The sequence below is a fragment of the Kitasatospora sp. NPDC001225 genome (assembly GCF_053597855.1).
Window position 1 is genome coordinate 1 of the sequence record NZ_JBSFJC010000004.1, and the last position, 23,211, is coordinate 23,211.

The window sequence follows — 23,211 nt, forward strand, 5'->3', positions numbered from 1 at the left end:
GCGCGGGCCCGGGCCGGGCACCGCCCCTCGGCCCGACCCCGCGCGGCCCGATCCCGTACGGCTCGGACAGCGGTTCGAACCCCAACCGTTACCGTTGCTGTCGGGGACCGCCGTACGTCCGGAGACCCCCGACCCCGCCCGCCGCTCCCCCCGGGAGCGGCGCGGCACGAACTGGCGATGCCCGGGCGCGGGCGCGGCCAGCGTCCCCCGACCGGAGAGCACGAGCATGAGCGACATCTGGCAGCGCCTGCGCCGCGACCATCCCCGGTTGCTCGACGCGGCAGGCGGCGCGGGCGTGATCACGGTCACCGGCCTCGGTGCCACCATCGACCAGAACGGCGGCCACTTCACCCCGTTCGCCGCGCCCACCTTCGCCATCGCGCTGTTCTCCGCCGTCACCGTGCTCGCCCACCGCCGCCACCCGCGCGCGGTGGTCGCCGTCACGCTGCTCTGCACGATGGCGCTCGCCATGGTCAGCCCCCGGCTCACCCCGACCGTGGCCACGCCGCTGTTGCTCGCCCTCTACTTCCTCGCCATCCGCACCGACCGTGCCACCGCGCTGCGCGCCTCGGTCGTCACCGCCGTCCTGCTCACCGGGATCACCTTGCTGCTCGGCCCCGGCGGGCCGATCAGCGAACGGCTCGGCGTGCTCGCCTGGGCCCTGCTGCCCGGCGCCCTCGGCGACTCCATCCGCAACCGCCGCGCCCACCTCGCGGCCATCGAGGAGCGCGCCGAACGCGCCGAGCGCACCCGCGAGGAGGAGGCCCGCCGGCGGGTCGCCGACGAGCGGATCAGGATCGCCCGCGACCTCCACGACGTCGTCGCCCACCACATAGCCCTCGCCAACGCCCAGGCCGCCATCGCCGTCCACCTCATGGACAACCACCCCGTCCAGGCCCGGGAGGTGCTCAGCCACATCACCGACGCCACCGGCTCGGCCCTCCAGGAACTGCGCGCCACCGTCGGCCTGCTGCGCCGCGCCGAGGACCGCGCCCCGCTCGAACCCGCCCCCGGCCTCGACCGGCTGCCCGAACTGATCAACACCTTCGAGCGGGCCGGTCTGCCGATCCGGCTCTCCGTCGAGGGCGAGGCCCGCCCGCTGTCGCCCGGCGTGGACCTCACCGCCTTCCGGATCGTCCAGGAGTCGCTCACCAACGTGGCCAAGCACGCCCACGGCGCCGACGCCGAGATCACCCTCGCCTACAGCGGCAGCCGGGTCGCGGTCAGCGTCGCCAACGGCCGCCCGACCGCGACCGGCCGCCGCCGCGCGGTGCCGCTGCCCCAGCACCCGCCGAGCGAGGGCGGCTTCGGCCTGATCGGCATGCGCGAGCGGGCCGGGGCGGTGGGCGGCCGGCTCAGCGCCGACCGGCGGTCCGACGGGGGCTTCCTGGTCACCGCCGAACTGCCGCTGCGCACCGGCGCCCGCGACGACGGCCCCGAGTCCGCGGTCGCCCTCACCGCCGCCGACGTCGCCCGGGCCGCCAGGGCCGCGCGCGCCGCCCGCACCGATCGCCCGACACCAGCCGAAGGACAGGACGGCGCCACCCGAGCGGACGGCGCGGTCCGAGAGGAGAGGGACCACGCATGACCATCCGGGTACTGCTCGCCGACGACCAGGCCCTGCTGCGCGGCGCCTTCCGGCTGCTGATCGACGCGGAGGAGGACATGGAGGTGGTCGGCGAGGCCGCCGACGGCCGGGAGGCCGTCGAACTCGCCCGGGCCACCAGGCCCGACGTCGTACTGATGGACATCCGGATGCCCGGCACCGACGGCCTCGGCGCCACCGCCGAGATCTGCGGTGACGAGGCGCTGTCCGGCACCCGGGTGCTCATCCTCACCACCTTCGAGATCGACGAGTACGTGGCCCAGGCGCTGCGCGCGGGCGCCGGCGGGTTCCTCGGCAAGGGCGCCGACCCGAAGGAGCTGCTCGCCGCCGTCCGCACCGTCGCGGCGGGCGAGGCACTGCTCTCGCCCGCCGCCACCCGGGCCGTGATCGACCAGTTCCTGGCCCAGCCCGAGCCGGCCTCCGCCGCCTCCACGAGCGAGCGGCTGTCCGTCCTCACCGCCCGCGAGCGCGAGGTGATGTCGATGGCCGCCACCGGCCTCACCAACGAGGAGATCGCCGAGCGGATGTTCGTCAGCCCCTTCACCGTCCGCACCCACGTCCACCGGGCGATGTCCAAGCTCGACGCCCGCGACCGCGCCCAGCTCGTCGCCATCGCCTACCAGACCGGCCTGGTCCCGCCCGGCCGCCCGAACTGAGGCCCGCCCGGTCGGCGGTGGCCGGTCCGGCCCCGGGGCTCAGGGCTTGCGGGCCACGGCGCCGTACATGCTGACGCGGTCGGCGCCCGGGGCGGGGGTGGTGTCGGGTCGCCAGAGGGGGACGGTGGTCACGCCGGGGTCGAGGAGGTCGAGGCCGTCGAAGAAGGCCCGGACCGCCTCGCGGGAGCGGCCGACGAGGGGTGCGGTGGCCTTGTCGTAGACACCGGTGACCCGGTCGCGGATCTCGGCCGGGATGAAGTCGGCGGTGCCGTGCGAGAGGACCAGGTGGCTGCCGGAGGGCAGGGCGTCCAGCAGGGCGGCGAGGGCCTGGTGGGGCTGGTCCTCGTCCCGCAGGAAGTGGAGGACGGCGGCGAGGACGAGTCCGACCGGGCGGGAGAAGTCGAGCAGGTCCGCCGCCCGGACGGCGTCCAACAGCGCGGCGGGCTCGCGCAGGTCGGCCCGGATGACGGTGGTGTGGCCGGGGCCCGAGCCGGCCATCAGGGCGCGGGCGTGGCTGAGCACGATCGGGTCGTTGTCCACGTAGACGGTCCGCGCGCCCGGTCGGGCCGCCTGGGCGATCTCGTGGGTGTTGCCGGCCGTGGGGATGCCGGTGCCGATGTCGAGGAACTGGTCGATGCCGAGTTCGGCGACGCACCGCACCGCGCGGGTGAGGAAGCCGCGGTTGGCGCGGGCGGTGGAGCGGAACTCCGGGTTGGCGGCGAGCGCCTTCTCGGCGGCGGCGCGGTCGGAGGGGAAGTTGTCCTTCCCACCGAGGTAGTAGTCGTACATCCGGGCCGGGTGCGGCACGTCGGGCCGCAGGTCGGCCGGGATCCCGGCCCCGCCGGACTCCCACATGTTCTCGTATCCCACGGTTGCCGTCTCCTCTGCCCCGGGCGCCACGGACGATCCACTCGCGGCCCTGTTGGCGGACAGCCTAAAGCCCAGGTCACGGCCCGGGTGCCGGTTGGTCGGGTCACCCCCGTATGTCCCTTTTCGTCGGGCGGGGAGGGTTCCCGGGCTCGCCGCGCGCCCCTGCCGCTCCCGGCGGAGGATGGAGGTCCGGGCGGGGGAACAGCCGGGGACGGGAGGTCAGGCCCGTGGGCATCGCGATGGCGGACATCCGCGAGTGGCGCGGCCACGCCGTGGTCGACGAGAAGGGCCACCGCATCGGGTCGCTGGAGTCGGTCTACGTCGAGACGGCCAGTGACGAGCCGTTCTTCGGCACGGTCACGGTCGGTTTCGCCGGCCGGCGCCGCCTGGTCTTCGTCCCGCTGGACGGGGCGGTGGCCGGGCCGGACTACCTCCGGGTGGCCTACCCGCGCAACCAGGTCAAGCAGGCCCCGGCGATCGGCACCGACGACGTGCTGCCCGCCGAGGACGAGCCCGCCGTGTTCGCACACTACGAGCTGCCGTACGCGACCGGCGCGGGCGGGGAGCGCCGCCTGGCCCGCCGCTGAGCCGAGCTGTGCCCGGGGCCGCCGGGCACGGCTTTCGCCATCCGGGAATGAATACCCCGCCGGGTACACTTGTCCATCGACAGTCGATGTGAAAGGCGGCCCCGACATGCAGGTGGACGAGGAAGCGGTCGGCGCGGTCCTGAACCGGCTGCGCCGCGCGCAGGGCCAGTTGGCCGGAGTGATCGCGATGATCGAGGCGGGCCGGGACTGCAAGGACGTGGTCACCCAGCTCGCCGCCGTCTCGCGCGCGCTCGACCGGGCGGGGTTCAAGATCGTCGCGAGCGGCATGCGCCAGTGCATGGCCGCCGCCGACCAGGACGCCGCGCCGATGAGCGAGGCCGAGCTGGAGAAGCTCTTCCTCGCCCTGGCCTGACCGGGCGGCACCCGGTTCGGCGGTACGGTCCGACGAGGGCCGCGGCGGATCCTCCCGCCGCGGCCCTCGCGGCATGTCGGCGGAAACACCGGAGGAAGCATCCGCGAACCTGCCCGCCGAAGCACCCGCGACCACACCCGCGCCGCGGGCCGACGGCCCCGCCCAGCGAAGTTCCCGTACCGCCCGACGCTCCGTCATGCGTCGTTCACGCGCCGGTCGCCAGCCTTCGGGTGAATGAGGGCCGCCCGCAGTTGTACAGCCAACTGCGGGCGCTCCCCTCCTCCCAGTCTCCGTGACCAGCCGAACCCGGCCCCGGCGAACCGTCCCCCGGCGGTCCGGCCCCGGGCGGCGGACAGGACAACCGTGGCCGCAGGCAGCGCCCTGACGTTCAGTTCCTCCACCAACCCCACCGAAGGCGACCGGCTCACCTTCCACTGGAGCACCGACGCCCCCGACGCCAAGAACTGGGTCGGCATCTACGACGGCGACCGCCAGCCCGGCAACGGCGGCTCGCTGCTGTGGAAGTACACCGCGGGCACCTCGGGCGACGTCCAGCTCGACACCTCCGCGCTGACCGGCGGCCCGTACACCGCCTACCTGCTCGCCAAGGACGGCTACGGCATCCTGGCCCGCACCGGGCCGTTCACCTTCCGCCCCAAGCCCGCCGTCGTCCGCCCGCACGCCGCCGTCGACGCGTTCACCGCCACGCCCGTCGCCCCGGGTGCCGCGGTGACGGTCCGGCTCGGCGGCCTCTGGTCCCGCCCGGCCGGCAACCCGGCCGGCTCCGCCACCTACCGCAAGGTGAGCGGCCCCGCCTGGGCCTCGGTCGGCGCCGACGGGACGCTCACCGGCACCGCCCCCGCCACCCCCGGCCGGAACCCCGAGCCGGTGGTCGTCGGCGTCAAGGACAGCGCGGGTGCCACCGACACCGTCACCGTCCTCGTCCCGGTGGCGGACCCGGCCGCCCCGCCGCGCCTCAAGGCCGCCAGCTGGAACCTGCACGACGCGGGCTCGGCGCACACCGACGCGCTGGAGAAGCAGCTGCGCGTGGTCCTCGCCCAGGGCCTGGACGTGCTCGCCCTCCAGGAGACCGCGGGGGAGCGGGCCAGGACCCTGGCCGACGCCCTCGGCTGGTACGCCTACCAGAGCCCGGGCAGCGTCGGCATCCTCAGCCGCCACCCGCTCACCGACGTCACCCCGCCGACCGCCGAACTGCCCGCCGCCGCGGCCACCCTGCGGCTGCCCGGCGGCCGCACCGTCCGCTTCTGGGCCGCCCACCTGGACGAGGCGGGCTACGGCCCGTACGCCGTCCAGGACGGCCGGACCGCCGCCGAGGTGGAGGCCGCCGAGAACGGCTCGCTGCGGCTGAGGCAGGCCAAGGCGCTGGCCGCCGCCGTCCGCGCGGACATCGCCCGGCGCACCCCGGTGGTGCTGGCCGGTGCGCTCTCCTCGCCCTCGCACCGGGACTGGACGGCCGCCACCGCCGCCGCCCACCAGGGGGTCGGCGCGCTCGCCTGGCCTGTCACCGTGGCCCTCCAGGGCGCCGGACTGACCGACACCTTCCGCGAGGAGAACCGCGACCCGGTCAAGGCCCCCGGTGCGACCTGGTCGCCCACCCGCAAGCGGCGCGGCGACCGCCCCGAGCCGCAGGACCGCACCGACTACGTCCAGTACGCGGGCCCGCTGAAGCTGGTCGAGGCGCACACCCTGGCCGTCGGCTGGCCGCAGCCCGAGCCCGGCTCCGCCGCCAACGAGTGGCCCTCCGACACCGCCGCCGCGGTCGCCACCTTCCAGCTCTGAGCTCCCAGGCTCCCCGACTCCCAGCTCCGAGAGGCCAGTTCGTCATGCCCGAGCTCTCCCGCCGCACCTTCGTCGGCGCCACCGCGGCCGCCGGCGCCACCGCCCTGAGCGGTCTGACGGCCGCCCAGGCCGCCGCCGCCCCGGCCCCCGCTCCCGCCGCCGGTGCCAAGCCCGGCACCCCGCTGACCGGCACCATCAAGGACGTCAGGCACGTCGTCGTCCTGATGCAGGAGAACCGTTCCTTCGACCACTACTTCGGCACCCTGGCCGGCGTCCGAGGCTTCGGCGACAAGCAGGCGCTCCAGTTCCCGGACGGCACCGACGTCTTCCGCCAGCCCGACGGCCGGCGCAGCGACGGCGGCGTGATGCTGCCGTACCGGATGGACACCGCCAAGTACAACGCGCAGAACGCCGGCGGCCTGCCGCACGACTGGGCCACCGGCCACCAGGCCATCAACAACGGCGCGATGAACAAGTGGATCGCCGCCAAGGGCGAGCGCACCATGGGCTACTTCACACGGGACGACATCCCCTACCAGTACGCCCTGGCCGACGCGTTCACCGTCTGCGACGCCTACTTCACCTCGCTGGCCGGTCCGACCGACCCCAACCGGCTCTACCTGTGGACCGGCACGTCCGGCCCCGGCCGCGACGGCACCACCGGCCCGTGGATCGACAACACCCCGGTCACCGACAACCCCGTCGCCGACTGGACCACCTACGCCGAGCGCCTGGAAGCGGCCGGCGTCAGCTGGCGCGTCTACCACAACCCCAGCAAGGACGAGCGCACCGGCGACTACGACGACAACGCGCTCTCCTACTTCAAGCAGTTCCACAACTTCCCGCACGACGACCCGCGTTACGTCAACGCGATGACGAGGTTCGACCCCGCCGACTTCGACCGCCACTGCAAGGACGGCACCCTGCCGACCGTCTCCTGGCTGGTCGCGCCGTACCTGTTCTCCGAGCATCCGGAGGCCGGCCCGGCCTACGGCGCGCACTGGGTCGACCAGGCCCTGCGGTCGCTGACGTCCAACCCGGAGGTCTGGCGGCACACCGTCTTCCTGGTGATGTACGACGAGAACGACGGCTACTTCGACCACATGGTCCCGCCCACCCCCGAGCCCGGCACCCCCGAGGAGTTCACCCAGGGACGGGCCATCGGCCTCGGCAACCGGGTGCCGCTCTGGGTCGTGTCGCCCTGGTCGCGCGGCGGCTGGGTCAACTCCCAGGTCTTCGACCACACCTCGGTGCTGCGCTTCATGGAACTGGTCACCGGGGTGGCCGAGCCCAACATCTCGGCCTGGCGCCGGGCCGTCTGCGGCGACCTCACCAGCTGCTTCGACTTCGCCGCCCCCGAGCTCTCGATCCCGGTGCTGCCCGACACCAAGGCCCTGATGGCCAGGGCCGACGCGGGCACCAGGCTGCCCGGCGTCGCGCTGCCGGCGGTCGGCGCCCAGGCGATGCCCGTCCAGGAGCGCGGCGAGCGCCCGCACCGCCCGCTGCCGTACCAGCCGTGGGCGGACGTCGAGGTGGACCGGAAGACCGGCAAGGTCACCTGCACGATGAGCAACGACGGCTCGGTGGCCTTCCCGTACACCGTCTACCCGAACATCCTGCTCCCCTTCGCCGGCACCCCGTACACCGTCGCCCCCGGTGCCACCGCCCGGTACGTCTGGGACGCCGCCACCACCGACGGCCGCTACGACTTCACCGTGCACGGCCCGGACGGCTTCGTCCGGCGCTTCGCAGGCACCGTGGTCCGCGACGGGCAGGACGGCCAGAACGACATCGGCGTGCCGATGGTCACCGTCGACCTGCGCGGCAGCCGCAAGCTCACCCTTCAGCTGGTCAACGACGGCATGACCGACGTGGCCTTCACCGCCGCGCCCAACGACTTCGCGGGCACCGCGCAGACCGTCTGGGTCAAGCCCGGCAAGCAGGCCGACCTGGCCTGGCCGCTGGACGAGCAGGGCCGCTACGACGTCGTGGTGACCGCCCACACCGGTCAGCGCTTCGTCCGGCGCTTCGCGGGCTGGGTGCACTGACCCGGCGACGGCCGGGGGCGCCGATCCGGTGACCCCCGGCCGTGGCTCGGCCGCCCCGACGGACCCCGCCGTTACCGTCGGGCGCATGCAGAAAATCACCACCTCCCTCTGGTTCGACGACCAGGCCGAAGAGGCCGCCGCCTTCTACACCACGCTGTTCCCGAACTCCCGGGTCCTCAGGACCACCCGCTACGGCGAGACCGGCCCCGGCCCGGCGGGCTCGGTGATGACCGTCGAGTTCGAGCTCGCCGGCCGCGCGTACGTGGGCCTCAACGGCGGCCCGGCGTTCCACTTCACCGAGGCGATCTCGCTCCAGGTGGCGTGCGACGACCAGCAGGAGGTCGACCGGCTCTGGGCGGAACTCACCGCCGACGGCGGACAGCCCGGCCCGTGCGGCTGGCTCAAGGACCGCTACGGCCTCTCCTGGCAGATCACCCCCCGGGTGCTGCTCGACCTGGTCTCGGGCGAGGACCGGGCCACGGCGGACCGCGTCTTCGCGGCCATGCTGCAGATGCAGAAGATCGAGATCCAGCCGCTGCTCGACGCGGCGAAGGGGTGAGCCCGTGACCGCCTTCAGCCACCGCGGCATCACCTACCTGCGGGCCACCCCCGAGCGGGTCTGGCACGCGCTCACCAACGCCGACGAGTCCGGCCTCTACTGGGGCCACCGCAACGTCTCCACCTGGCTGCTCGGCGCGCCCTGGGAGCACCAGCGGACCGACGGCTCCGGGACCGCCGACGTCATCGGCACCGTCGAGGCGGTCGACCGCCCGCACCTGTTGGTCACCACCTGGGCCGGGCCGCAGGAGGGGCGCGCCGCCTTCCCCTCCCGGGTCACCTTCGAACTCCAGGGCTGGCACGACCTCACCCGGCTCACCGTCACCCACGTTGACCTCGCCGACGAGGCCGCCCGGGCGGACGCCGAACAGGGCTGGTCGGCGGTGCTCGCCAACCTCAAGACCTACCTGGAGACCGGCCACCCGCTGCCGCAGGAGCCCTGGCTGATGCCCTGAGACCCCGGCGCCCGCCAAACCGCCGGGTGTTCCACCGCTACGCCGCCGGGCGGTCCGCCGCAGCGGACGTCCGGCCGCCGCGGGCCCGTTCGCCCCGCAGCAGGAGGCGCAGCCAGGCGTAGCGGGAGAACCGCTCCCGGTTCGCCACCGAGGCCCGGTCCAGTTCCTCCATCAGCCGCCGGCCGCGGTGCTCCAGGTCCATCTCGTCCAGGATGCGGTCCACCTCGGCCAGTATCGAACCGTGCAGCTGCCAGGCCTCCGGGTGCTCCTGGACCTTGCGCAGCAGCACCTGGGCGACGTTCTCCCGGCAGGCCCAGGCCGCCGCCAGCTCGGCGGTCAGCCGCTCCTCCGCCTCCTCGGCGCTGCGGCTCACCTGGGTGGTCACCAGCACCGCGTAGCTCACCATCGCGCCGCCGACGTGCGCCAGCAGCTCCTCCAACCCCGTCGCGACATCCGGCGGGAAGAGCCGTTCGCCGGGCGCGCGCCGCTTGGCCAGGTCGGTCAGCGAACGGGCCAGCACCCGGATCACGACGACGCAGATCTCCAGGGTGTCCAGCCCGGTGCGCAGCACCAGCCGGGACAGCAGCCCCTCGCTGATCCGCGGGTTGAACCGCAGGCTGTCCTCGGCCTGGCGCAGTGCCGCGTCCACGTCGGCGATCGCCTGGTCCAGCCGGCGGGCCTCGTGCAGCCGCTCGGCGGCCCGGGCCACCGGGGTGGGGCGGCCCAGCTCCTCGGAGATGTCGAGCAGCAACTGGCGGGCCCGCCGGGCCAGGTCCTCGATCGACTCCCCGGCGGTGTCCACCCAGACCGGCGGCGCGAACACCAGGTTGAACAGCAGGCCGACGGCCGCGCCGATGAGGGTCTCCAGCACCCGGTCCCAGGCCTGCGAGGCCAGCTTGGTCACGCCCAGGATCAGCATCGCGCTGATCGCGACCTCCTGGACGAACTCCTCGACCCGGACGAACCGGCCGACGACCAGCGAGGCCAGGATGATCAGCCCGAGGCTCCACCAGGAGAGCCCGACCACCGCGCTGAACCCGATCGCGATCAGCACCCCGACCACCACCGAGTTGACCCGGCGGATGCTGGTCTTGAGCGTCGAGTAGACGGTGACCTGGACGACCAGCAGCGCGGTCAGCGGCGCCGTCAGCGGGGCGGGCTCACTGCTCAGCCGCGTCGCCACCGCGAAGGCGATGGTGGCCGCGACGGTGGCCCGGACGCTCTGGACCACGAACGGTTCTCGGGCGCCGCGGCGGACCAGGTCCGTGAGTGTCTCCGGGAGAAGGGCCATGTCGCCCTTCTTTCCCCGCGGCGGCCGTTCACACCGCTCCGGCGGCGGTCCGGCACCCGTACGACCGCACTGGGCCGGCGTCCTGCGGTGCCCGGTCCCGTCGGCGCCCCGTCAGCCCTCGCGGTTGAAGCGCAGCTTCCAGGGCGCCAGCGCGGACTCGACCTGCACGCCCATGCTCATCTTCGAGGCGCCCTCGATCCGCTCTTCGAAGCGGATCGGCACCTCGCGGATCGTCATGCCCTGCTTGACGACGCGGTAGTTCATCTCGACCTGGAACGAGTAGCCGTTGCTCCGCACCGTCGGCAGGTCGATGGCGCGGAGGGTGTCCGCCCGCCAGGCCTTGAACCCGGCGGTGGCGTCCCTGACCCCGAGGCTGAGGATCGTGTTGACGTAGAAGTTCGCCCAGGCCGAGAGCGCCTTGCGGTGCCAGGGCCACTCCTCGGCGGTGGAGCCGCCGGGGACGTAGCGGGAGCCCAGCACCACGGCGGTGTCGCCGCCGAGCAGCAGCTCGACCATCGCGGGTATCGCCGAGGCCGGGTGGGAGAGGTCGGCGTCCATTTGCACCACGACGTCGGCGCCCTCGTCCAGGGCCCTGGCCATGCCGGCCAGGTAGGCGCGGCCGAGGCCGTCCTTCTCGGTGCGGTGCAGCACGCCCACGGTGCCGCCGGAGTCCGCGGCGAGCTTGTCGGCGATCTCGCCGGTGCCGTCGGGGGAGTTGTCGTCGACCACCAGCAGGTGCAGGTCGGGCACCGGGAGCTCCGCGAGCAGGCCCGCGAGGACCGGGAGGTTCTCCCGCTCGTTGTACGTGGGGACGACCACAACGACCTTGGGGGAGGCCTCGACCATGTTCTGTTTCCCTCGTGCCTGCTCCGGATGAGACCGTGCGAGTGTATCGGGCGTTCCGACCGCCTCCTGCCCCGGCCGGAGGTCGGAAGCCCGTTCGATCACGATGCGGTACCGTGACGGGCCGCGAACGCCCGGAACAGTAGCCCCGGAGACCTCCCATGACGATCCGTCGCACCACTGTCCTGCCCGCCACCGCCCTCGTCGTCGCGCTGGCCGCGCTCACCGGCTGCGGCTCCGACGGCGCCGCGCCGCCGCCCGCCGCCGGGACGTCCGCGGGCGGTGTGCCCGCCGGCGCCACCACCGGAGCACCACCGGAAGCCACCGGGGCACCGGCGGAGGCCACCGGGGCGCCCGCCGACCCGACCGGGGCCTTCGACCCCGCGGTCGCGGTTGCCCACCGCTCCCGGGAGTCGTACGCGGCGACCTCCGAGATGACCGTCGAGACGGGCGAGGGCGCCGAGAAGGACGTGCTCACCGTCACCGGCCGGGCGAACCACAACACCCCGGCCGAGGGATCCCGCCTGGAGACCAAGATGGTCCGCGGGTCCTCCGTCCTGGCCTGGGAGGAGAAGGTGGTCGTCGACCAGGCCGTCTACCGGCGGGACAAGGAGAACGGCGGGACCGGCTGGACGACGGACCAGAAGCCCCCGGCGAGCGCCGGGACCGGTGCGCAGGACACGGACGGCTACGCCAAGGTCCTGCTGGACGCCGGGCCCGCCGCCCGCAAGGGCATGGAGACCGAGGCGGGCGTGCCGGTGTTCCACCTGGCCGCCCGGCTCTCCCCGGCTGAGCTGCGCCGCGCGGACCCGACGTACGGGGACGGACGGCAGAACCAGGGCTCGGACGCGGCCGACGTCCAGCTGTGGATCGACCGGCTCGGCCGGACGGTCCGGGTCGAACACTCGACGGTGGTGGCCGGCCGGCCCGTCGTGACGAGGGAACGCCTCTCGGACTTCGGCCCCGCGGAGACCTTCACCGCGCCGTCCGCGGGCTGAGCCGGGGCGGCTAGGCCGGGCCGTAGACGGCGTCGAGGTTGTCTTGGGCCGGGCGGGTCCGGCCGGCCGGGCCGGCGGCGAAGGCGCGCAGGACGTTCTCGGTGACCTGGCGGACCAGGTCCCCGGCGTGCGAGTCGATGCCGTGGTCGGCCCGGCCGCCGCCGGGGCCGCGGGCCTCCAGCGCCTCGACCCAGCGCATCGTCCCGGTGGCGAACACCCCGGCCCCGCTCGGCACGGTGTAGTAGGCGGTGTCGGAGTGGGAGCGCCGGCCGTCGCACACCACGGGGGAGTGGGCGATCACCTCGATCGGGCGCGGGGTGGGGAAGCCGGTGTGCACCCGGTCGTACTCCACCCCGACCAGGTGCGGGAAGGAGGCCCCCGCCGCGACGCCCGTCCCCTCGTACGCCCAGTGCCCGGGCGAGGTGACCATGTACGGGGCGTCCACCGGGTAGCCGTCGTAGATGACGCCGAGCATCGAGCTCTCCGGGTCGGCGCCCGGGCCGGTCCGGAAGTCGGTGGTCGCCGGGGCGCCCGCCTGGTGGCCCGGGTCCTGCGCCCAGGCGTCCTTGTAGCAGACCACCGTGCGGTCCGGCCCGAGGTCGGACGGCTCGAACCGGATCCGGCGGTAGCAGCAGTTGGCGCCCAGGACCGCCAGGTTGGTCCCGGCGTCGCGGGCGGCGACCACGTTGGCCCGCTGCTCGGGCGACCAGTACTCGTCGTGGCCGAGCGACAGGACGGCGCTCGCCCCGGTCAGCAGGCCGGGTTCGCGGGCCACGTCGACGCCGGTGGTGTAGGCGAGCGGCAGGCCGAGCCGTTCGGCGAGGGCGACCAGCGGCGCCTCGTAGACCAGGAACAGCCCGGCGCCGTGGTCGTAGTCGTACGGCCGGTCGAAGACGACCTTCAGCGAGCGGGTGGCCAGGCCGCCGGTCGGGCCGTTGTAGAGGCTGTAGCCGCCCCACTCGTTGTAGGCCTGCCAGGTCGCCGGGGCGCTCATCACCACGGTCCGGCCCGCGGTGCTCGCCGAGCGGACGGTGAGCGGGACGTAGCGCCGCCCGGAGCCGTCCTCGGCGTCCAGGCGCAGCAGGTAGGCGCCCTCGGGCCAGCCGGCGGTGTCCACCGCGAGGGTGCGCTGCCAGCCGGTCAGGACGGTGCGGGTCGCCGGGTCCACGTGCGGCGCGGCCTGCTTGCCGCCGGGGACGTGCTCGCGGCGCCAGACCAGCCGGGCGCGGGCGCCGTCGTACCAGCCCATCCGGTAGGCGGAGACGGTGAACGCGGCGGCGGGGGTGGAGACGTGCAGGCCGAAGGGCTCGCCGGGCAGGACGCTGACCCGGTCGGCGAAGCCCTCGATGGCACCGTCCGGGCCGGGGTCGGTGATCTCCCAGTCGGCGTTGCCGGGGCGGGAGCGCTCGCTCGTCGGGCCGGTGTGGCCGTCGGCGGCCGGGCCGGCGGTGCCGGGTGGCGTGGACGCCGGGGCGGCCGGCGCGCCCGCGGCCCCGGCGGACGGGTGCGCGGCGGGGGCCGCATCCGGGCGACGGGGGCCGCAGGAAGTGACGGCGGCCGCCATCAGGCCCAGGCCCAGGATCCTCCGCCGACTCGGCTCCGCCACCGCTTCCTCCGTTTTTCCTGTCCCTGCCCGGTCCGTGGGCGCGCCGGCCCGGCCGGTGGCGCGCTGTGCGGCGCCGGCCCGGTGCGTCGGTGCGCGCGGACATCCTCGCGTGTTCCGCGAGGTCCGTGCAGCCTGGCACACCGGACCGGGCGCGGCCGCACCCGCCTTGGGACGGCCCGCCACCGGGGAGGGCCGTACGGGCGCACCCGGGCGTGTCGGCCCGCGCGGTTGACCGGCCCCGGTGGGCCGGTCCCCTAGCCTGACCAGGCCCGCCGTCCGGCGGCCACAGGGGGTCCGGAGCCGTACGAGGCCGGCCGAGTCGTGGACAGGGGTGCCCGTGGTGTCGTCGGGGTCGGCCGAAGCAGGGGCGGGGCCGGTCACCCGGCGCGGGCGGTTCCGGGAGTGGATGCTGGAAGGCCTGGCCGACCTGGCCAAACAGCACCCAGGCCCGCACGCCGAGGCCCCGCACGAGAAGGGCCAGCGCTGGTGGCGGGTGATGTGCCTGACCGGCCTGGACTACTTCTCCACGCTCGGCTACCAGCCCGGCATCGCCGCGCTCGCGGCCGGACTGGTCTCGCCGCTGGCGACCATCGTGCTGGTGGTCGTCACCCTGCTCGGCGCGCTGCCCGTCTACCGCAGGGTCGCCCAGGAGAGCCCGCACGGCCAGGGCTCGATCGCGATGCTGGAACGGCTGCTCTCCTTCTGGCAGGGCAAGCTCTTCGTGCTCACCCTGCTGGGCTTCGCGGCCACCGACTTCATGATCACCATCACCCTGTCCGCCGCCGACGCCAGCGCCCACCTGGTGGAGAACCCGCACCTGCACAGCGCCCTGACCGGCAAGCAGGTCATGCTGACCCTGATCATGATCGCGCTGCTCGGTGCCGTCTTCCTCAAGGGCTTCAGCGAGGCGATCGGCCTGGCGGTGGTGCTGGTCGCGGTGTACCTCTCGCTGAACGTCGTGGTGGTCGCCAACGGGCTGTGGCACGTGCTCAAGGCCCCGCACGTGTTCAGCGACTGGACGCACGCGCTGACCGTGGAGCACGGCAACGCGATCGCGATGATCGGCGTCGCGCTGATCGTCTTCCCGAAGCTGGCGCTCGGCCTGTCCGGCTTCGAGACCGGCGTCGCCGTGATGCCGCACATCGAGGGCGACCCGGACGACACCGAGGAGAAGCCCACCGGCCGGATCCGCGGCGCCCGCAAGCTGCTGACCACCGCCGCCGCGATCATGAGCGTGTTCCTGATCGCCACCAGCTTCATCACCACGCTGCTCATCCCGGCCGACCAGTTCAAGGCCGGCGGCCAGGCCAACGGGCGGGCGCTCGCCTACCTCGCCCACGAGTACCTGGGCAGCACGTTCGGCAGTGTCTACGACCTGTCCACGATCGCCATCCTCTGGTTCGCCGGGGCCTCCGCGATGGCCGGGCTGCTCAACCTGATGCCGCGCTACCTGCCCCGCTACGGGATGGCCCCGCACTGGGCCCGCGCGGTGCGGCCGACCGTCATCGTGCTCACCCTGATCGCCTTCCTGGTCACCTGGATCTTCGACGCCAACGTGGACGCCCAGGGCGGCGCCTACGCCACCGGCGTGCTGGTGCTGATCAGCTCCGCCGCCATCGCGGTGACCATCGCCGCCCACAAGGCCGGGCAGCGCCGTTGGCGCACCGGCTTCGCGGTGATCGCGGGGGTGTTCCTCTACACCACGGCGGTGAACATCGCCGAGCGGCCGGACGGGGTCAAGATCGGCGCCTGCTTCATCGCGGGCATCATGCTGCTCTCGTTCCTGTCCCGGCTCAAGCGGGCCTTCGAACTGCGCGTCACCGACGTGGTGCTGGACGACGTCGCGGACCGGTTCGTCCGGGACTACACCCACCGCCCGCTGCGGCTGATCGCCAACGAGCCGAACAGCCGGGACCTCGCCGAGTACCGCGACAAGATCCACCAGATCCGGCGGGACAACGACATCCCGGCCGAGGACGACCTGGTGTTCGTCGAGGTCACCGTGCTCGACCCGTCCGACTTCGAGGCCGTGCTGACGGTCCGCGGCGAGGTGCTGCACGACCGCTACCGGGTGCTGGCGCTGGAGAGCTCCAGCGTGCCCAACGCGCTGGCCGCGCTGCTGCTCGAGGTGCGCGACCGCACCGGGCAGCAGCCGCACATCTACTTCGAGTGGACCGAGGGCAACCCCTTCGCCCAGTTCCTGCGGTTCTTCCTGTTCGGACAGGGCGAGATCGCCCCCGTCACCCGCGAGGTGCTGCGCGAGGCCGAACCGGACCGGTCCCGCCGGCCGGCCGTCCACGTGGGCTGAGCGGGCGGGCCCGGCCGGCGGGTCGGCCGGTCCGGGTGCCGGGGGTCGGCCGGTCAGCGGTTCTGGTGGGACTTCGTCCACGCGGGCGCGACGAAGGCCACCAGGGCGACGGCGAAGGCCAGTTGCAGGATGTGCCGGATCCAGTCGATGCCCGAGGTGTGGCGGACGCCGATCCAGCCGGAGACGGCGTTGCCGAGCCAGGCTCCGGCCGCGCCGAGCAGCATGGTCAGCCACCAGGGGATCGACTGCGGTCCACGCAGGATCAGTTTGGCGAGCACGCCCAGCACGAAGCCGATGAGCAGAATCCACAGGAGCTGGAACATCGCAGTCCACCTTCCGGGCGCTCCCGGGGCCGACGGCCCGGTGCGCCGAATCGCCGATGACGCGGTTCGTCCCATGATCACCCGGATCCGGCGAACGGGCATGTCGACGGGAGAGTGCGCAGGTCAGCCGCGTACCGGTGGAGCGCTCCCGGCGGGGAATGGGCGAGAACGCGCCGCAGGTCGGGCCGGAAAGTCGCTGTCCGTCATCGGCTCCGCACGGATAGGAATGGGCGGGACGCGGACGCGCCGCGTCACCGAGAGGAGCCGCCCCGTGATACGCCTTCGTTCCGCCGTCCTGACCCTGGGCTGTACCGCCGCCGCGCTGACCCTGACCATGGGGACGGCCCAGGCCGCGCCCGGTGACACCAGCACCAGCTGCTCCTCCTCGCTGACGCCGGGCGGCTTCGTGGACGTCCAGTGGTGGAACAGCGCCGGCTGCGGCTCCGGGTTCACCCCGAACACCAAGAAGATCATGCAGCTCACCGGCTACCCGGTCGGCACCGTGGTCAACGCCTGCGCCTCCACCTGGCCGCCGGCCGGCTGGACGATCGTCAGCACCTACTACGGCTCCGGCTGCAACTACTCGGCGGTGCCGAGCCTGGAGAAGAACTCCTGGCAGCTCAAGCGCGTCTCCTGACGGCGGCGCACCGGCCGGCGGAGTGCTGCTGCCCGTCCAGGGCGGGCCGCCGGCCGGGGCTCAGCTCTCCCTGACCGCCTCGACGGCCCCGCGGACCAGTGGGTCCGGATCGTCCGCCAGGCCGTCCAGCAGCTCGGCGACGCCCGGGGTCGACCAGCCGCCGACGGCCCAGACCAGGTCCGTCCGCACGCCCGGGTGCGGGTGGTCGGCCAGTCGGGCGAGCAGGTCCACCGGGCCGCGGCGGCGCAGCCCGAACCAGTGCAGGGCGGTGCGCAGTTCGTACGGGTCGCCGGGTTCGCCGGCCGCCGCGATCCGGGCCAGCAGCACCGGGACGGGCGGCGGCGGGCCGTCCAGCGGGTGCGGGTGGCGCTCGCGCAGCCGGCGGCTGCCGTACTCGCCGCGGATACGGCAGCCGAAACAGGTGCAGGGCCGGGTGCCGTGGGCGTCCGGGACGTAGCGCCAGCCGGTGGCCTGCGGCACGGCGCGGACCCGGTGCACCTCGCGGGCGCCCACCGCGCGCGGCAGGAAGACCTCCCAGCCGCGCGGGTCGGGCAGGGCGCCGATCCGCCGGACCGCCTCGGCGGCCCGCACCGGCCGCTGGGCGTCCAGGGCGCGGTCGCGGTAGTGCCCGGTCAGGACCTCCTGCCCGTCGTCCAGCCGGAGGTGCACCGCGACCAGTGCGCCCTTGGGGCCGAACCGGGCCAGCTCGCGCAGCCACTGGTGGGTCAGCGTGTACGAGGGCAGCACGGGGAAGCAGTACACCCCGCGTGCGCCGCCCTGGCCCCGGCTGTCGGCGCGGATCCCGGCGCGGCGGATGCGCGGCGCGTTCGCCGCGGCGGTCAGGTGCACGAACATCGCCATGGGGCGCGATCCTAGCGAGCGACCGGGTGGCCGGCCGAGCGGTTTTCCCGGGCCTCCGGTTCCTCGCCACCGGGCGATCCGGGGTGCTGCCGCGGGTCAGGCGCCGGCCGTGCGGCGGTCGATCAGGGCGGCCAGCCCGTCCAGGATGCGCTCCAGGCCGAACTCCAGCGCCTGGTCGCGGCCGTCGGGGTCGGCCATGGCGGCGGCGACCGCCGGGAAGCGGTCGGCGTTCTCCTGGACCACGGTGCCGAGGGCGGCGAGGAGTTCGGCCTCGGGGGTGTCGGCGGGGCCGGCGGCGCGGGACTGCGCGGCGATTCCGCGCACGTGCCCGGTGAGCAGGACGGCGGCGTCCATCCGTTCGGGGCCGGTCAGCCCGTGGCCGTCGAGCGCCGCCACCACCCGCTCCAGCCAGGCGAGTTCCCTCGGACCGAGCGCCCGCGCGCCGACGGTGGCGTCCAGCAGCCACGGGTGCCTGGCGAAGGACTCGGCCAAGTGGTGGGCCCAGGCGGTGAGTTGCTCCCGCCAGTCGGCACCCTCCGGTGCGTCCGGAGGCGCGTCGACGGCCGACTCGACCATCAGGGCGACGAGTTCGGCCTTGCCGGGGACGTAGCGGTAGAGCGACATCTTGGTGAAGTCGAGCAGCCCGGCCACCTTCTGCATGGAGACCGCGCCGAGCCCCTCCGCGTCGGCGACCTCGACCCCGGCCGCGGCGATCCGCTCCAGGCTGAGGGCCGGCTTCGGCCCGCGGGTGGGTTTGGGGGCCGGGCCCCAGAGCAGCCGCACCGTGTCGTTCGCCGCCTCGGCCATCATCCGCTCCCGTTCTGGGGTTCCGTTCGGGGCTTGCCGCCTGGGGGGTTGCCCTTCCCGCTCAACTGTGTCTACCGTACACAGCAACAAACAGTGTCCGCCAGACACAGTTTCACGATCCTCGGACGGAGTGGATTCCCATGAGCACCAAGGTCCTGATCTCGGGCGCGAGCATCGCCGGCCCCGCGCTCGCCCACTGGCTGGGCCGGTACGGCTTCGAGGTGACCGTGGTCGAGCTGGCCCCCGCGCTGCGCGACGGCGGCCAGGACGTCGACTTCCGCGGCCGCACCCACCTGACCGTGCTGGAGCGGATGGGCGTCCTGGAGGAGCTGCGTACGCTCGGCACCGGCGGCAGTCCGATGACCTTCGTCGGCCCCGACGGGCGCCAACTGCTGCACCTGCCCGCCGAGTTCGCCGGAGGTGACCTGGAGGTCCCGCGCGGGGAGCTGGCCCAGCTGCTCCACCGGCACAGCAGCGCCCGCGCCGAGTACGTCTTCGGCGACTCGATCACGGCGCTGGAGGAGACCCCGGACGGGGTCCGGGTCGCCTTCCGGCACGGGGCGCCGCGCGAGTTCGACCTGGTGATCGGCGCCGACGGGCTGCACTCCACCGTCCGCCGGCTCGCCTTCGGCCCCGAGCAGCGCTACGTCCGCCACCTCGGCTACTACGCGGCCACCTGGCAGCTGCCCAACGACCTCGGACTGCCCGTCGGCGGGGTCGGCCTCAACGTCCCCGGCCGGCTGATGTCCGTCGGCGCCGACCATCGCGACCCGAGCCGGGCCGGTGCGTTCTGCCTCTTCGCCTCGCCCGAACTGCGCTACGACCGCCACGACCCGGCGCGGCAGAAGGAACTGGTCCGGGCCGCCTTCGCGGGCCTCGGCTGGCGGGTGCCGCAGCTGCTGGAGAGCCTGGACGCCGCCCCCGAACCGTACTTCGACTCGATCAGTCGCGCCGACGTGCCCGCCTGGTCGACCGGTCGGATCGCCCTGATCGGCGACGCCGCCTGCGGCGCGACCATCGGCGGCATGGGCACCGGGACGGCGGTGGTGGCCGCGTACGTCCTGGCGGGCGAGCTGGCCCGCGCCCGCGGCGACCACCGGGCCGCCTTCGCGCGGTACGAGCACCTCCTGCGCGGCTACGCGCAGGGCTGCCAGAAGGGCGGCGACCGCACCGGTCCGTTCCTCGCGCCGCGCACGGCCACCGGGCTGCGGTTCCGCAACGCGCTGCTCAACCGGCGCTGGGCGCTGGAGAAGATGCTGGAGCTGGGCAAGCAGGTCAGCAGCGTCGAACTGCCCGACTACGAGCGGGAGCTGTCCCGTCGGCCGCGGGCCGCGGCCTGAACGGGAGCGCTCGGGGTGGAACGGAGACGGGGCGCGGGGCTCAGTGCGGTGGGTCGATCCGGGCGCCGTTGTCGAGCAGCGCCTCCACCTGGACGGCCGCGCGGGCGGGGCGTTCGACGGCCAGGGTGCGGTCCGGCGCGGGCCGGTCGGCGGACCAGCCCGAACCCTTGACGGTGAGCCGGGTGACCCGGCGGCTGCCCGCCGCGAGCACGAACTCCGTCCCGTGCGGGGAACGCCACCAGGTCCAGGCCACGGCGTCCCGCTCGAAGCGGCCGCAGGCCCGGCCCGGTCCGCCGCCGGTGCGCTGCGCGCCGCGGGCGCCCGGCAGGACGACGGCGGTGGCCGCACTGCCCGCGCCGTCCCAGCGGTCGGCGCGCAGGCAGACCCAGGAGGCCGAGCCCGCGTTCTGCGGCAGCGGTTGGACGGCGAAGGCCCAGAGGTTCAGCTGTTTGACGCCCGGTGTGCCGTCCGGAACGGCGCAGCCGGCCCGGGACCAGGCCTGCAGCGCGTCCTGGGCGGTCGCCTCGCGCGGCTCGCGGTCGGCCTGGGCTCGGTCGGGTGGTGAGCCGTCCGGCAGGGGGCGCTCCGGTGGCGGGGCGTAGGTGAGGTGTGCGGGGATCAGGCCGCCCAGGTCGGCCAGCAGGAAGGCGGACCTCTCGGCCTTCTCGGCGACCACCGGGGACGAGTGCAACTGGAGCAGGGTGGCGCCCTGGCAGTCGGCGGGCCCGCCGGCCGGGGCCGGGGAGGTGAGGCCGTCGGGGTGGTCCAACGGGCGGGCGGGGGTGTCGGGCCGGTCGATCCGGCGGGTCTCGGCGGAGTCCACCCAGGGCGCCAGCAGGTAGCGGACGGTGGCGCCCTGACGGCGCAGGACCACCGCGCCCGCCGTGGTCGGGTCCGCGTCGTCGGCCCGGGCGAGGTCCAGGTCTCCGCTGTCCCGACCGCCCTGACCGTTCTGGCTGTCGGTGTAGCGGGCGATCCGCTCGCCGTCGGAGAACACCACCACACCGGCGCCGTCCACCGTCCCGGCGAACAGCAGGTGCGGCGAGGGCGCGGCGGGCGGACCGGCGTCCGTACCCGGCTCGGCGTGGGTCCGGCTGCCGGGCCGGGCCCAGGCGGCCAGGGCGCGGCCGAGCAGCGCGCCGTCCTCGCGCCGCTCGCCACGGGCGGGCCAGGCGGTGAAGTCGACCCGGCTGGTGTGCTGCCAGGCGTCGGGGGTGACCCGGACCAGGTGGGACGGGTCGGGGGCGGCGCCCGCGAGCGGCACCGTCGTCGGACGGCCGGGCGCCGCCGGGTGCGAACCGCCCAGCACGCCCGCCGTGGTGGTGAGGCCGAGCACGCCGACCGCGAGCGCGGCCGTCAGCGTACGGCGCCGGCGCAGCAGGTCGGTGGGCTGCACCCGGACGGCGCAGGGGTCGAAGGCGGGCGGCAGCGGATCCGGACCGGACGGCACCTGCCCGGCCACGGCCACCGCCACCGCCGGGTGCGCCACCCCGGCCTGCCGCAGCACCTCGGCGGCCCGTTCGACGCCCAGCCCCTCGACCGTCCGCAGGGCGAACGCCGCCCTGGCCGGGGCGGAGAGCGCGGCGAGCGCGTGGTCGAGTTCCGCGTCCCCCTCGCCGCCGTGTGGGGTGAACAGCCGCAGGCCCCAGACCCGGGGCGTGAGGAGACGGGCGGCCGGGCGCGGCCGGAGCGCGGCGCGCAGCACCCGCAGGCGCAGCGCGGCGTAGGCCGGGTCGTCCGGGGCGTCCGTGCCTTCCGGAGCGTCGGAGGGCCCGGGCCCGGGCGCGGACGGTCGGACGGCGGTTCGGTCCGTGCGGGCCCAGCGGGTGGGCAGGGCGCGCTGGACGGCGCAGTGGGCGGCGAGCACCCGGGTGTGCCGGTCGCGGTCGGCCGGCAGCGCCAGGTAGGCGAGCCGGACCAGCCGTCGGTAGTGGCGCACCAGCGAGGCCTCCGCCAGGGCCACCGGGCGCGCCGCGACATCCCGGCGCAGCGCGGCCGTGCTCACCGTCCGTACTGCCAAGGGGCCCTCCCGGGAGCCGTACCGCTGTCGTGGTGGATGGTCCAACGAGTCGATCATGTGATGGTTGCGCCGTCCGGGGTGATCGGCGGGCATATGACGGACGTGCGGCGCGCCACCGCTGGAAGAACGTCCGGCGAGCGATGGCGGCCCGCCCGGTGCCGACCAGCGGCGACGGCCGCCGCCGACCTGGTCGGCGTGGGCGCCCCGGCCGCCGACGCGCTCTTCAACCAGCTCGCGGCGGACTACAACGCCTCGCTCGCGGCGGCCGGGGACACCACCTCGCCCCGGCTCTACAGCTGGGACGCCCGGGGATCCAGCACGATCACGCCCAAGACCGGGGCCTCCGAGATCTTCCGGCCGACCAACACCCGGAGCGCCCTCAACGCCCTGGCGTTCAACACCAGCGGAACGGTCGACTTCGCCCGGCTGAGCAGGCCGCCGCAGCAGGGCGACCCGACCTGGATCGACTTCGTCCCGTTCGTGAGGGACGCGGTGACCTGGGCGGCCCCGGCGGGCGGCAACGCACCGAAGAACCTGACGACCGCCGAGCTGCGGTGGATCTACTCCTGCGACATCACCAACTGGCGGCAGATCGACCCGAGCCTTCCGGACGCGACGATCAGGCCCGTGGTACCCGGTGTCCACGTCTCGGACCCCGCCACGCTTCGGTCGTCCTACCTCTCCGACGAGATGACCGCCTTCGCGGCCGCCGCCTCCCCGAACGGCGATCCGGGCACCTTCTACGCGGGCCCGTGCGTGACCTCCGGCGTCGCCGAGGACCAGGGGGAGGACGCGGTCCTGCACGACCCGAACGCGATCGTCCCGTACTCGGTCGGCCGCTGGGTCGGACAGGTCACCGGCGGTCACCGGAAGCCGGGCGACGACCCGGGAGTGCTCGTGCCGCAGTCCCTGGACGGAACGGCGCCCACGGTCGACGGCGGGACCAACCCGGCCTTCCTGACGACCTGGCACGGCCGGACCCTCTACCTCGGGGTGCGGGACGGCGACTGGACGAGTGTCGACGCGCAGGGACGGGCGCTGCGGGCCGTGTTCGGTCGGAACGGCTGGTTCTGCACCTCCCCGGCGGCCGCGGCGGCCGTCCGGAGCCACGGGTTCCTGCGGGTGCCCGTCTTCGTCTGCGGGGCGACCACGCACGCCTGACGGCGTCGTTCCCGCGGCTGCCCCGGTCGGGGCGTGGTGCCAGTGTCCGGTAGGGGGTGTGGT

Annotated in this window: 21 protein-coding genes; 13 read left to right on the top strand and 8 right to left on the bottom strand. The window is 74.6% G+C overall.

The annotated features are described in order from the left end of the window. The first annotated feature begins 226 nt into the window (after window positions 1–226). Window positions 227–1,588: a sensor histidine kinase gene (locus ACWDCZ_RS01870; RefSeq protein WP_449814969.1), complete on the top strand. Its 1,362-nt coding sequence runs from the start codon at window positions 227–229 to the stop codon at window positions 1,586–1,588. After that, entirely contained in the window at window positions 1,585–2,262 is a 678-nt protein-coding gene (locus ACWDCZ_RS01875; protein ID WP_049651497.1) for a response regulator transcription factor, read from the top strand. The genes ACWDCZ_RS01870 and ACWDCZ_RS01875 overlap by 4 nt, the downstream gene beginning before the upstream one ends. 39 nt (window positions 2,263–2,301) lie before the next feature. Here the strand turns inward: ACWDCZ_RS01875 and ACWDCZ_RS01880 are convergent, their stop codons facing one another. Next, window positions 2,302–3,117 (bottom strand): SAM-dependent methyltransferase, encoded by an 816-nt coding sequence (locus ACWDCZ_RS01880; RefSeq protein WP_449815038.1) that lies wholly within the window; start codon window positions 3,115–3,117, stop codon window positions 2,302–2,304. A 254-nt stretch (window positions 3,118–3,371) separates the two neighbouring features. Between ACWDCZ_RS01880 and ACWDCZ_RS01885 the strand changes: the two genes are divergently transcribed. The 6 genes from ACWDCZ_RS01885 (at window position 3,372) to ACWDCZ_RS01910 (ending at window position 8,953) form a co-directional block, all read left to right on the top strand. Continuing rightward, window positions 3,372–3,719, top strand: a complete 348-nt coding sequence (locus tag ACWDCZ_RS01885; protein WP_049651501.1) for a PRC-barrel domain-containing protein — start codon at window positions 3,372–3,374, stop codon at window positions 3,717–3,719. A gap of 106 nt (window positions 3,720–3,825) precedes the next feature. Next, window positions 3,826–4,092, top strand: a complete 267-nt coding sequence (locus tag ACWDCZ_RS01890; RefSeq protein ID WP_049651499.1) for a metal-sensitive transcriptional regulator — start codon at window positions 3,826–3,828, stop codon at window positions 4,090–4,092. A gap of 363 nt (window positions 4,093–4,455) precedes the next feature. After that, on the top strand, window positions 4,456–5,892 hold the full coding sequence (locus ACWDCZ_RS01895) for an endonuclease/exonuclease/phosphatase family protein (RefSeq protein WP_449814970.1): 1,437 nt from the start codon (window positions 4,456–4,458) through the stop codon (window positions 5,890–5,892). A 44-nt stretch (window positions 5,893–5,936) separates the two neighbouring features. Next, complete coding sequence (locus tag ACWDCZ_RS01900; RefSeq protein WP_449814971.1) at window positions 5,937–7,940, top strand: phosphocholine-specific phospholipase C; 2,004 nt, start codon at window positions 5,937–5,939, stop codon at window positions 7,938–7,940. A gap of 85 nt (window positions 7,941–8,025) precedes the next feature. Continuing rightward, entirely contained in the window at window positions 8,026–8,499 is a 474-nt protein-coding gene (locus ACWDCZ_RS01905) for a VOC family protein (RefSeq protein ID WP_449814972.1), read from the top strand. A 4-nt stretch (window positions 8,500–8,503) separates the two neighbouring features. After that, window positions 8,504–8,953, top strand: coding sequence for an SRPBCC domain-containing protein (locus ACWDCZ_RS01910; protein ID WP_049651504.1), 450 nt, complete (start codon window positions 8,504–8,506; stop codon window positions 8,951–8,953). 37 nt (window positions 8,954–8,990) lie between these two features. Here the strand turns inward: ACWDCZ_RS01910 and ACWDCZ_RS01915 are convergent, their stop codons facing one another. Then, window positions 8,991–10,244, bottom strand: coding sequence for an FUSC family protein (locus tag ACWDCZ_RS01915; protein ID WP_449814973.1), 1,254 nt, complete (start codon window positions 10,242–10,244; stop codon window positions 8,991–8,993). Window positions 10,245–10,355: 111 nt separating this feature from the next. Then, window positions 10,356–11,090, bottom strand: coding sequence for a polyprenol monophosphomannose synthase (locus tag ACWDCZ_RS01920; protein ID WP_049651506.1), 735 nt, complete (start codon window positions 11,088–11,090; stop codon window positions 10,356–10,358). Between the two features lie 158 nt (window positions 11,091–11,248). Between ACWDCZ_RS01920 and ACWDCZ_RS01925 the strand changes: the two genes are divergently transcribed. Then, the gene (locus ACWDCZ_RS01925; protein ID WP_387826480.1) at window positions 11,249–12,085 is read left to right on the top strand and encodes a hypothetical protein; all 837 of its coding nucleotides are present in this window, start codon (window positions 11,249–11,251) and stop codon (window positions 12,083–12,085) included. A 10-nt stretch (window positions 12,086–12,095) separates the two neighbouring features. On the opposite strand, the gene ACWDCZ_RS01930 is transcribed toward ACWDCZ_RS01925, so the two are convergent. Next, window positions 12,096–13,691: a N,N-dimethylformamidase beta subunit family domain-containing protein gene (locus ACWDCZ_RS01930; RefSeq protein WP_449814974.1), complete on the bottom strand. Its 1,596-nt coding sequence runs from the start codon at window positions 13,689–13,691 to the stop codon at window positions 12,096–12,098. A 406-nt stretch (window positions 13,692–14,097) separates the two neighbouring features. Between ACWDCZ_RS01930 and ACWDCZ_RS01935 the strand changes: the two genes are divergently transcribed. Then, window positions 14,098–15,999, top strand: coding sequence for an APC family permease (locus ACWDCZ_RS01935; RefSeq protein ID WP_387826484.1), 1,902 nt, complete (start codon window positions 14,098–14,100; stop codon window positions 15,997–15,999). Between the two features lie 53 nt (window positions 16,000–16,052). On the opposite strand, the gene ACWDCZ_RS01940 is transcribed toward ACWDCZ_RS01935, so the two are convergent. Further along, window positions 16,053–16,322 carry a GlsB/YeaQ/YmgE family stress response membrane protein gene (locus ACWDCZ_RS01940; protein WP_049651509.1) on the bottom strand — a complete coding sequence of 90 codons (270 nt, stop codon included), beginning with the start codon at window positions 16,320–16,322 and terminating at the stop codon, window positions 16,053–16,055. A 271-nt stretch (window positions 16,323–16,593) separates the two neighbouring features. Between ACWDCZ_RS01940 and ACWDCZ_RS01945 the strand changes: the two genes are divergently transcribed. Then, the gene (locus tag ACWDCZ_RS01945; protein ID WP_049651510.1) at window positions 16,594–16,959 is read left to right on the top strand and encodes a hypothetical protein; all 366 of its coding nucleotides are present in this window, start codon (window positions 16,594–16,596) and stop codon (window positions 16,957–16,959) included. Between the two features lie 60 nt (window positions 16,960–17,019). On the opposite strand, the gene ACWDCZ_RS01950 is transcribed toward ACWDCZ_RS01945, so the two are convergent. Then, on the bottom strand, window positions 17,020–17,820 hold the full coding sequence (locus ACWDCZ_RS01950) for a HEAT repeat domain-containing protein (RefSeq protein WP_449811555.1): 801 nt from the start codon (window positions 17,818–17,820) through the stop codon (window positions 17,020–17,022). Between the two features lie 96 nt (window positions 17,821–17,916). Then, window positions 17,917–18,630, bottom strand: coding sequence for a TetR/AcrR family transcriptional regulator (locus tag ACWDCZ_RS01955; RefSeq protein ID WP_449811554.1), 714 nt, complete (start codon window positions 18,628–18,630; stop codon window positions 17,917–17,919). Window positions 18,631–18,767: 137 nt separating this feature from the next. Here ACWDCZ_RS01955 and ACWDCZ_RS01960 point away from each other — a divergent pair, with 137 nt between their 5' ends. Further along, window positions 18,768–19,967, top strand: a complete 1,200-nt coding sequence (locus ACWDCZ_RS01960) for an FAD-dependent monooxygenase (protein WP_117493018.1) — start codon at window positions 18,768–18,770, stop codon at window positions 19,965–19,967. 40 nt (window positions 19,968–20,007) lie between these two features. On the opposite strand, the gene ACWDCZ_RS01965 is transcribed toward ACWDCZ_RS01960, so the two are convergent. Next, window positions 20,008–21,987 (bottom strand): hypothetical protein, encoded by a 1,980-nt coding sequence (locus ACWDCZ_RS01965; protein ID WP_449814975.1) that lies wholly within the window; start codon window positions 21,985–21,987, stop codon window positions 20,008–20,010. Window positions 21,988–22,080: 93 nt separating this feature from the next. Between ACWDCZ_RS01965 and ACWDCZ_RS01970 the strand changes: the two genes are divergently transcribed. After that, a complete protein-coding gene (locus tag ACWDCZ_RS01970; protein WP_449814976.1) occupies window positions 22,081–23,148 on the top strand; it encodes a substrate-binding domain-containing protein in 1,068 nt (355 codons plus the stop codon). Window positions 23,149–23,211: the final 63 nt, after the last annotated feature.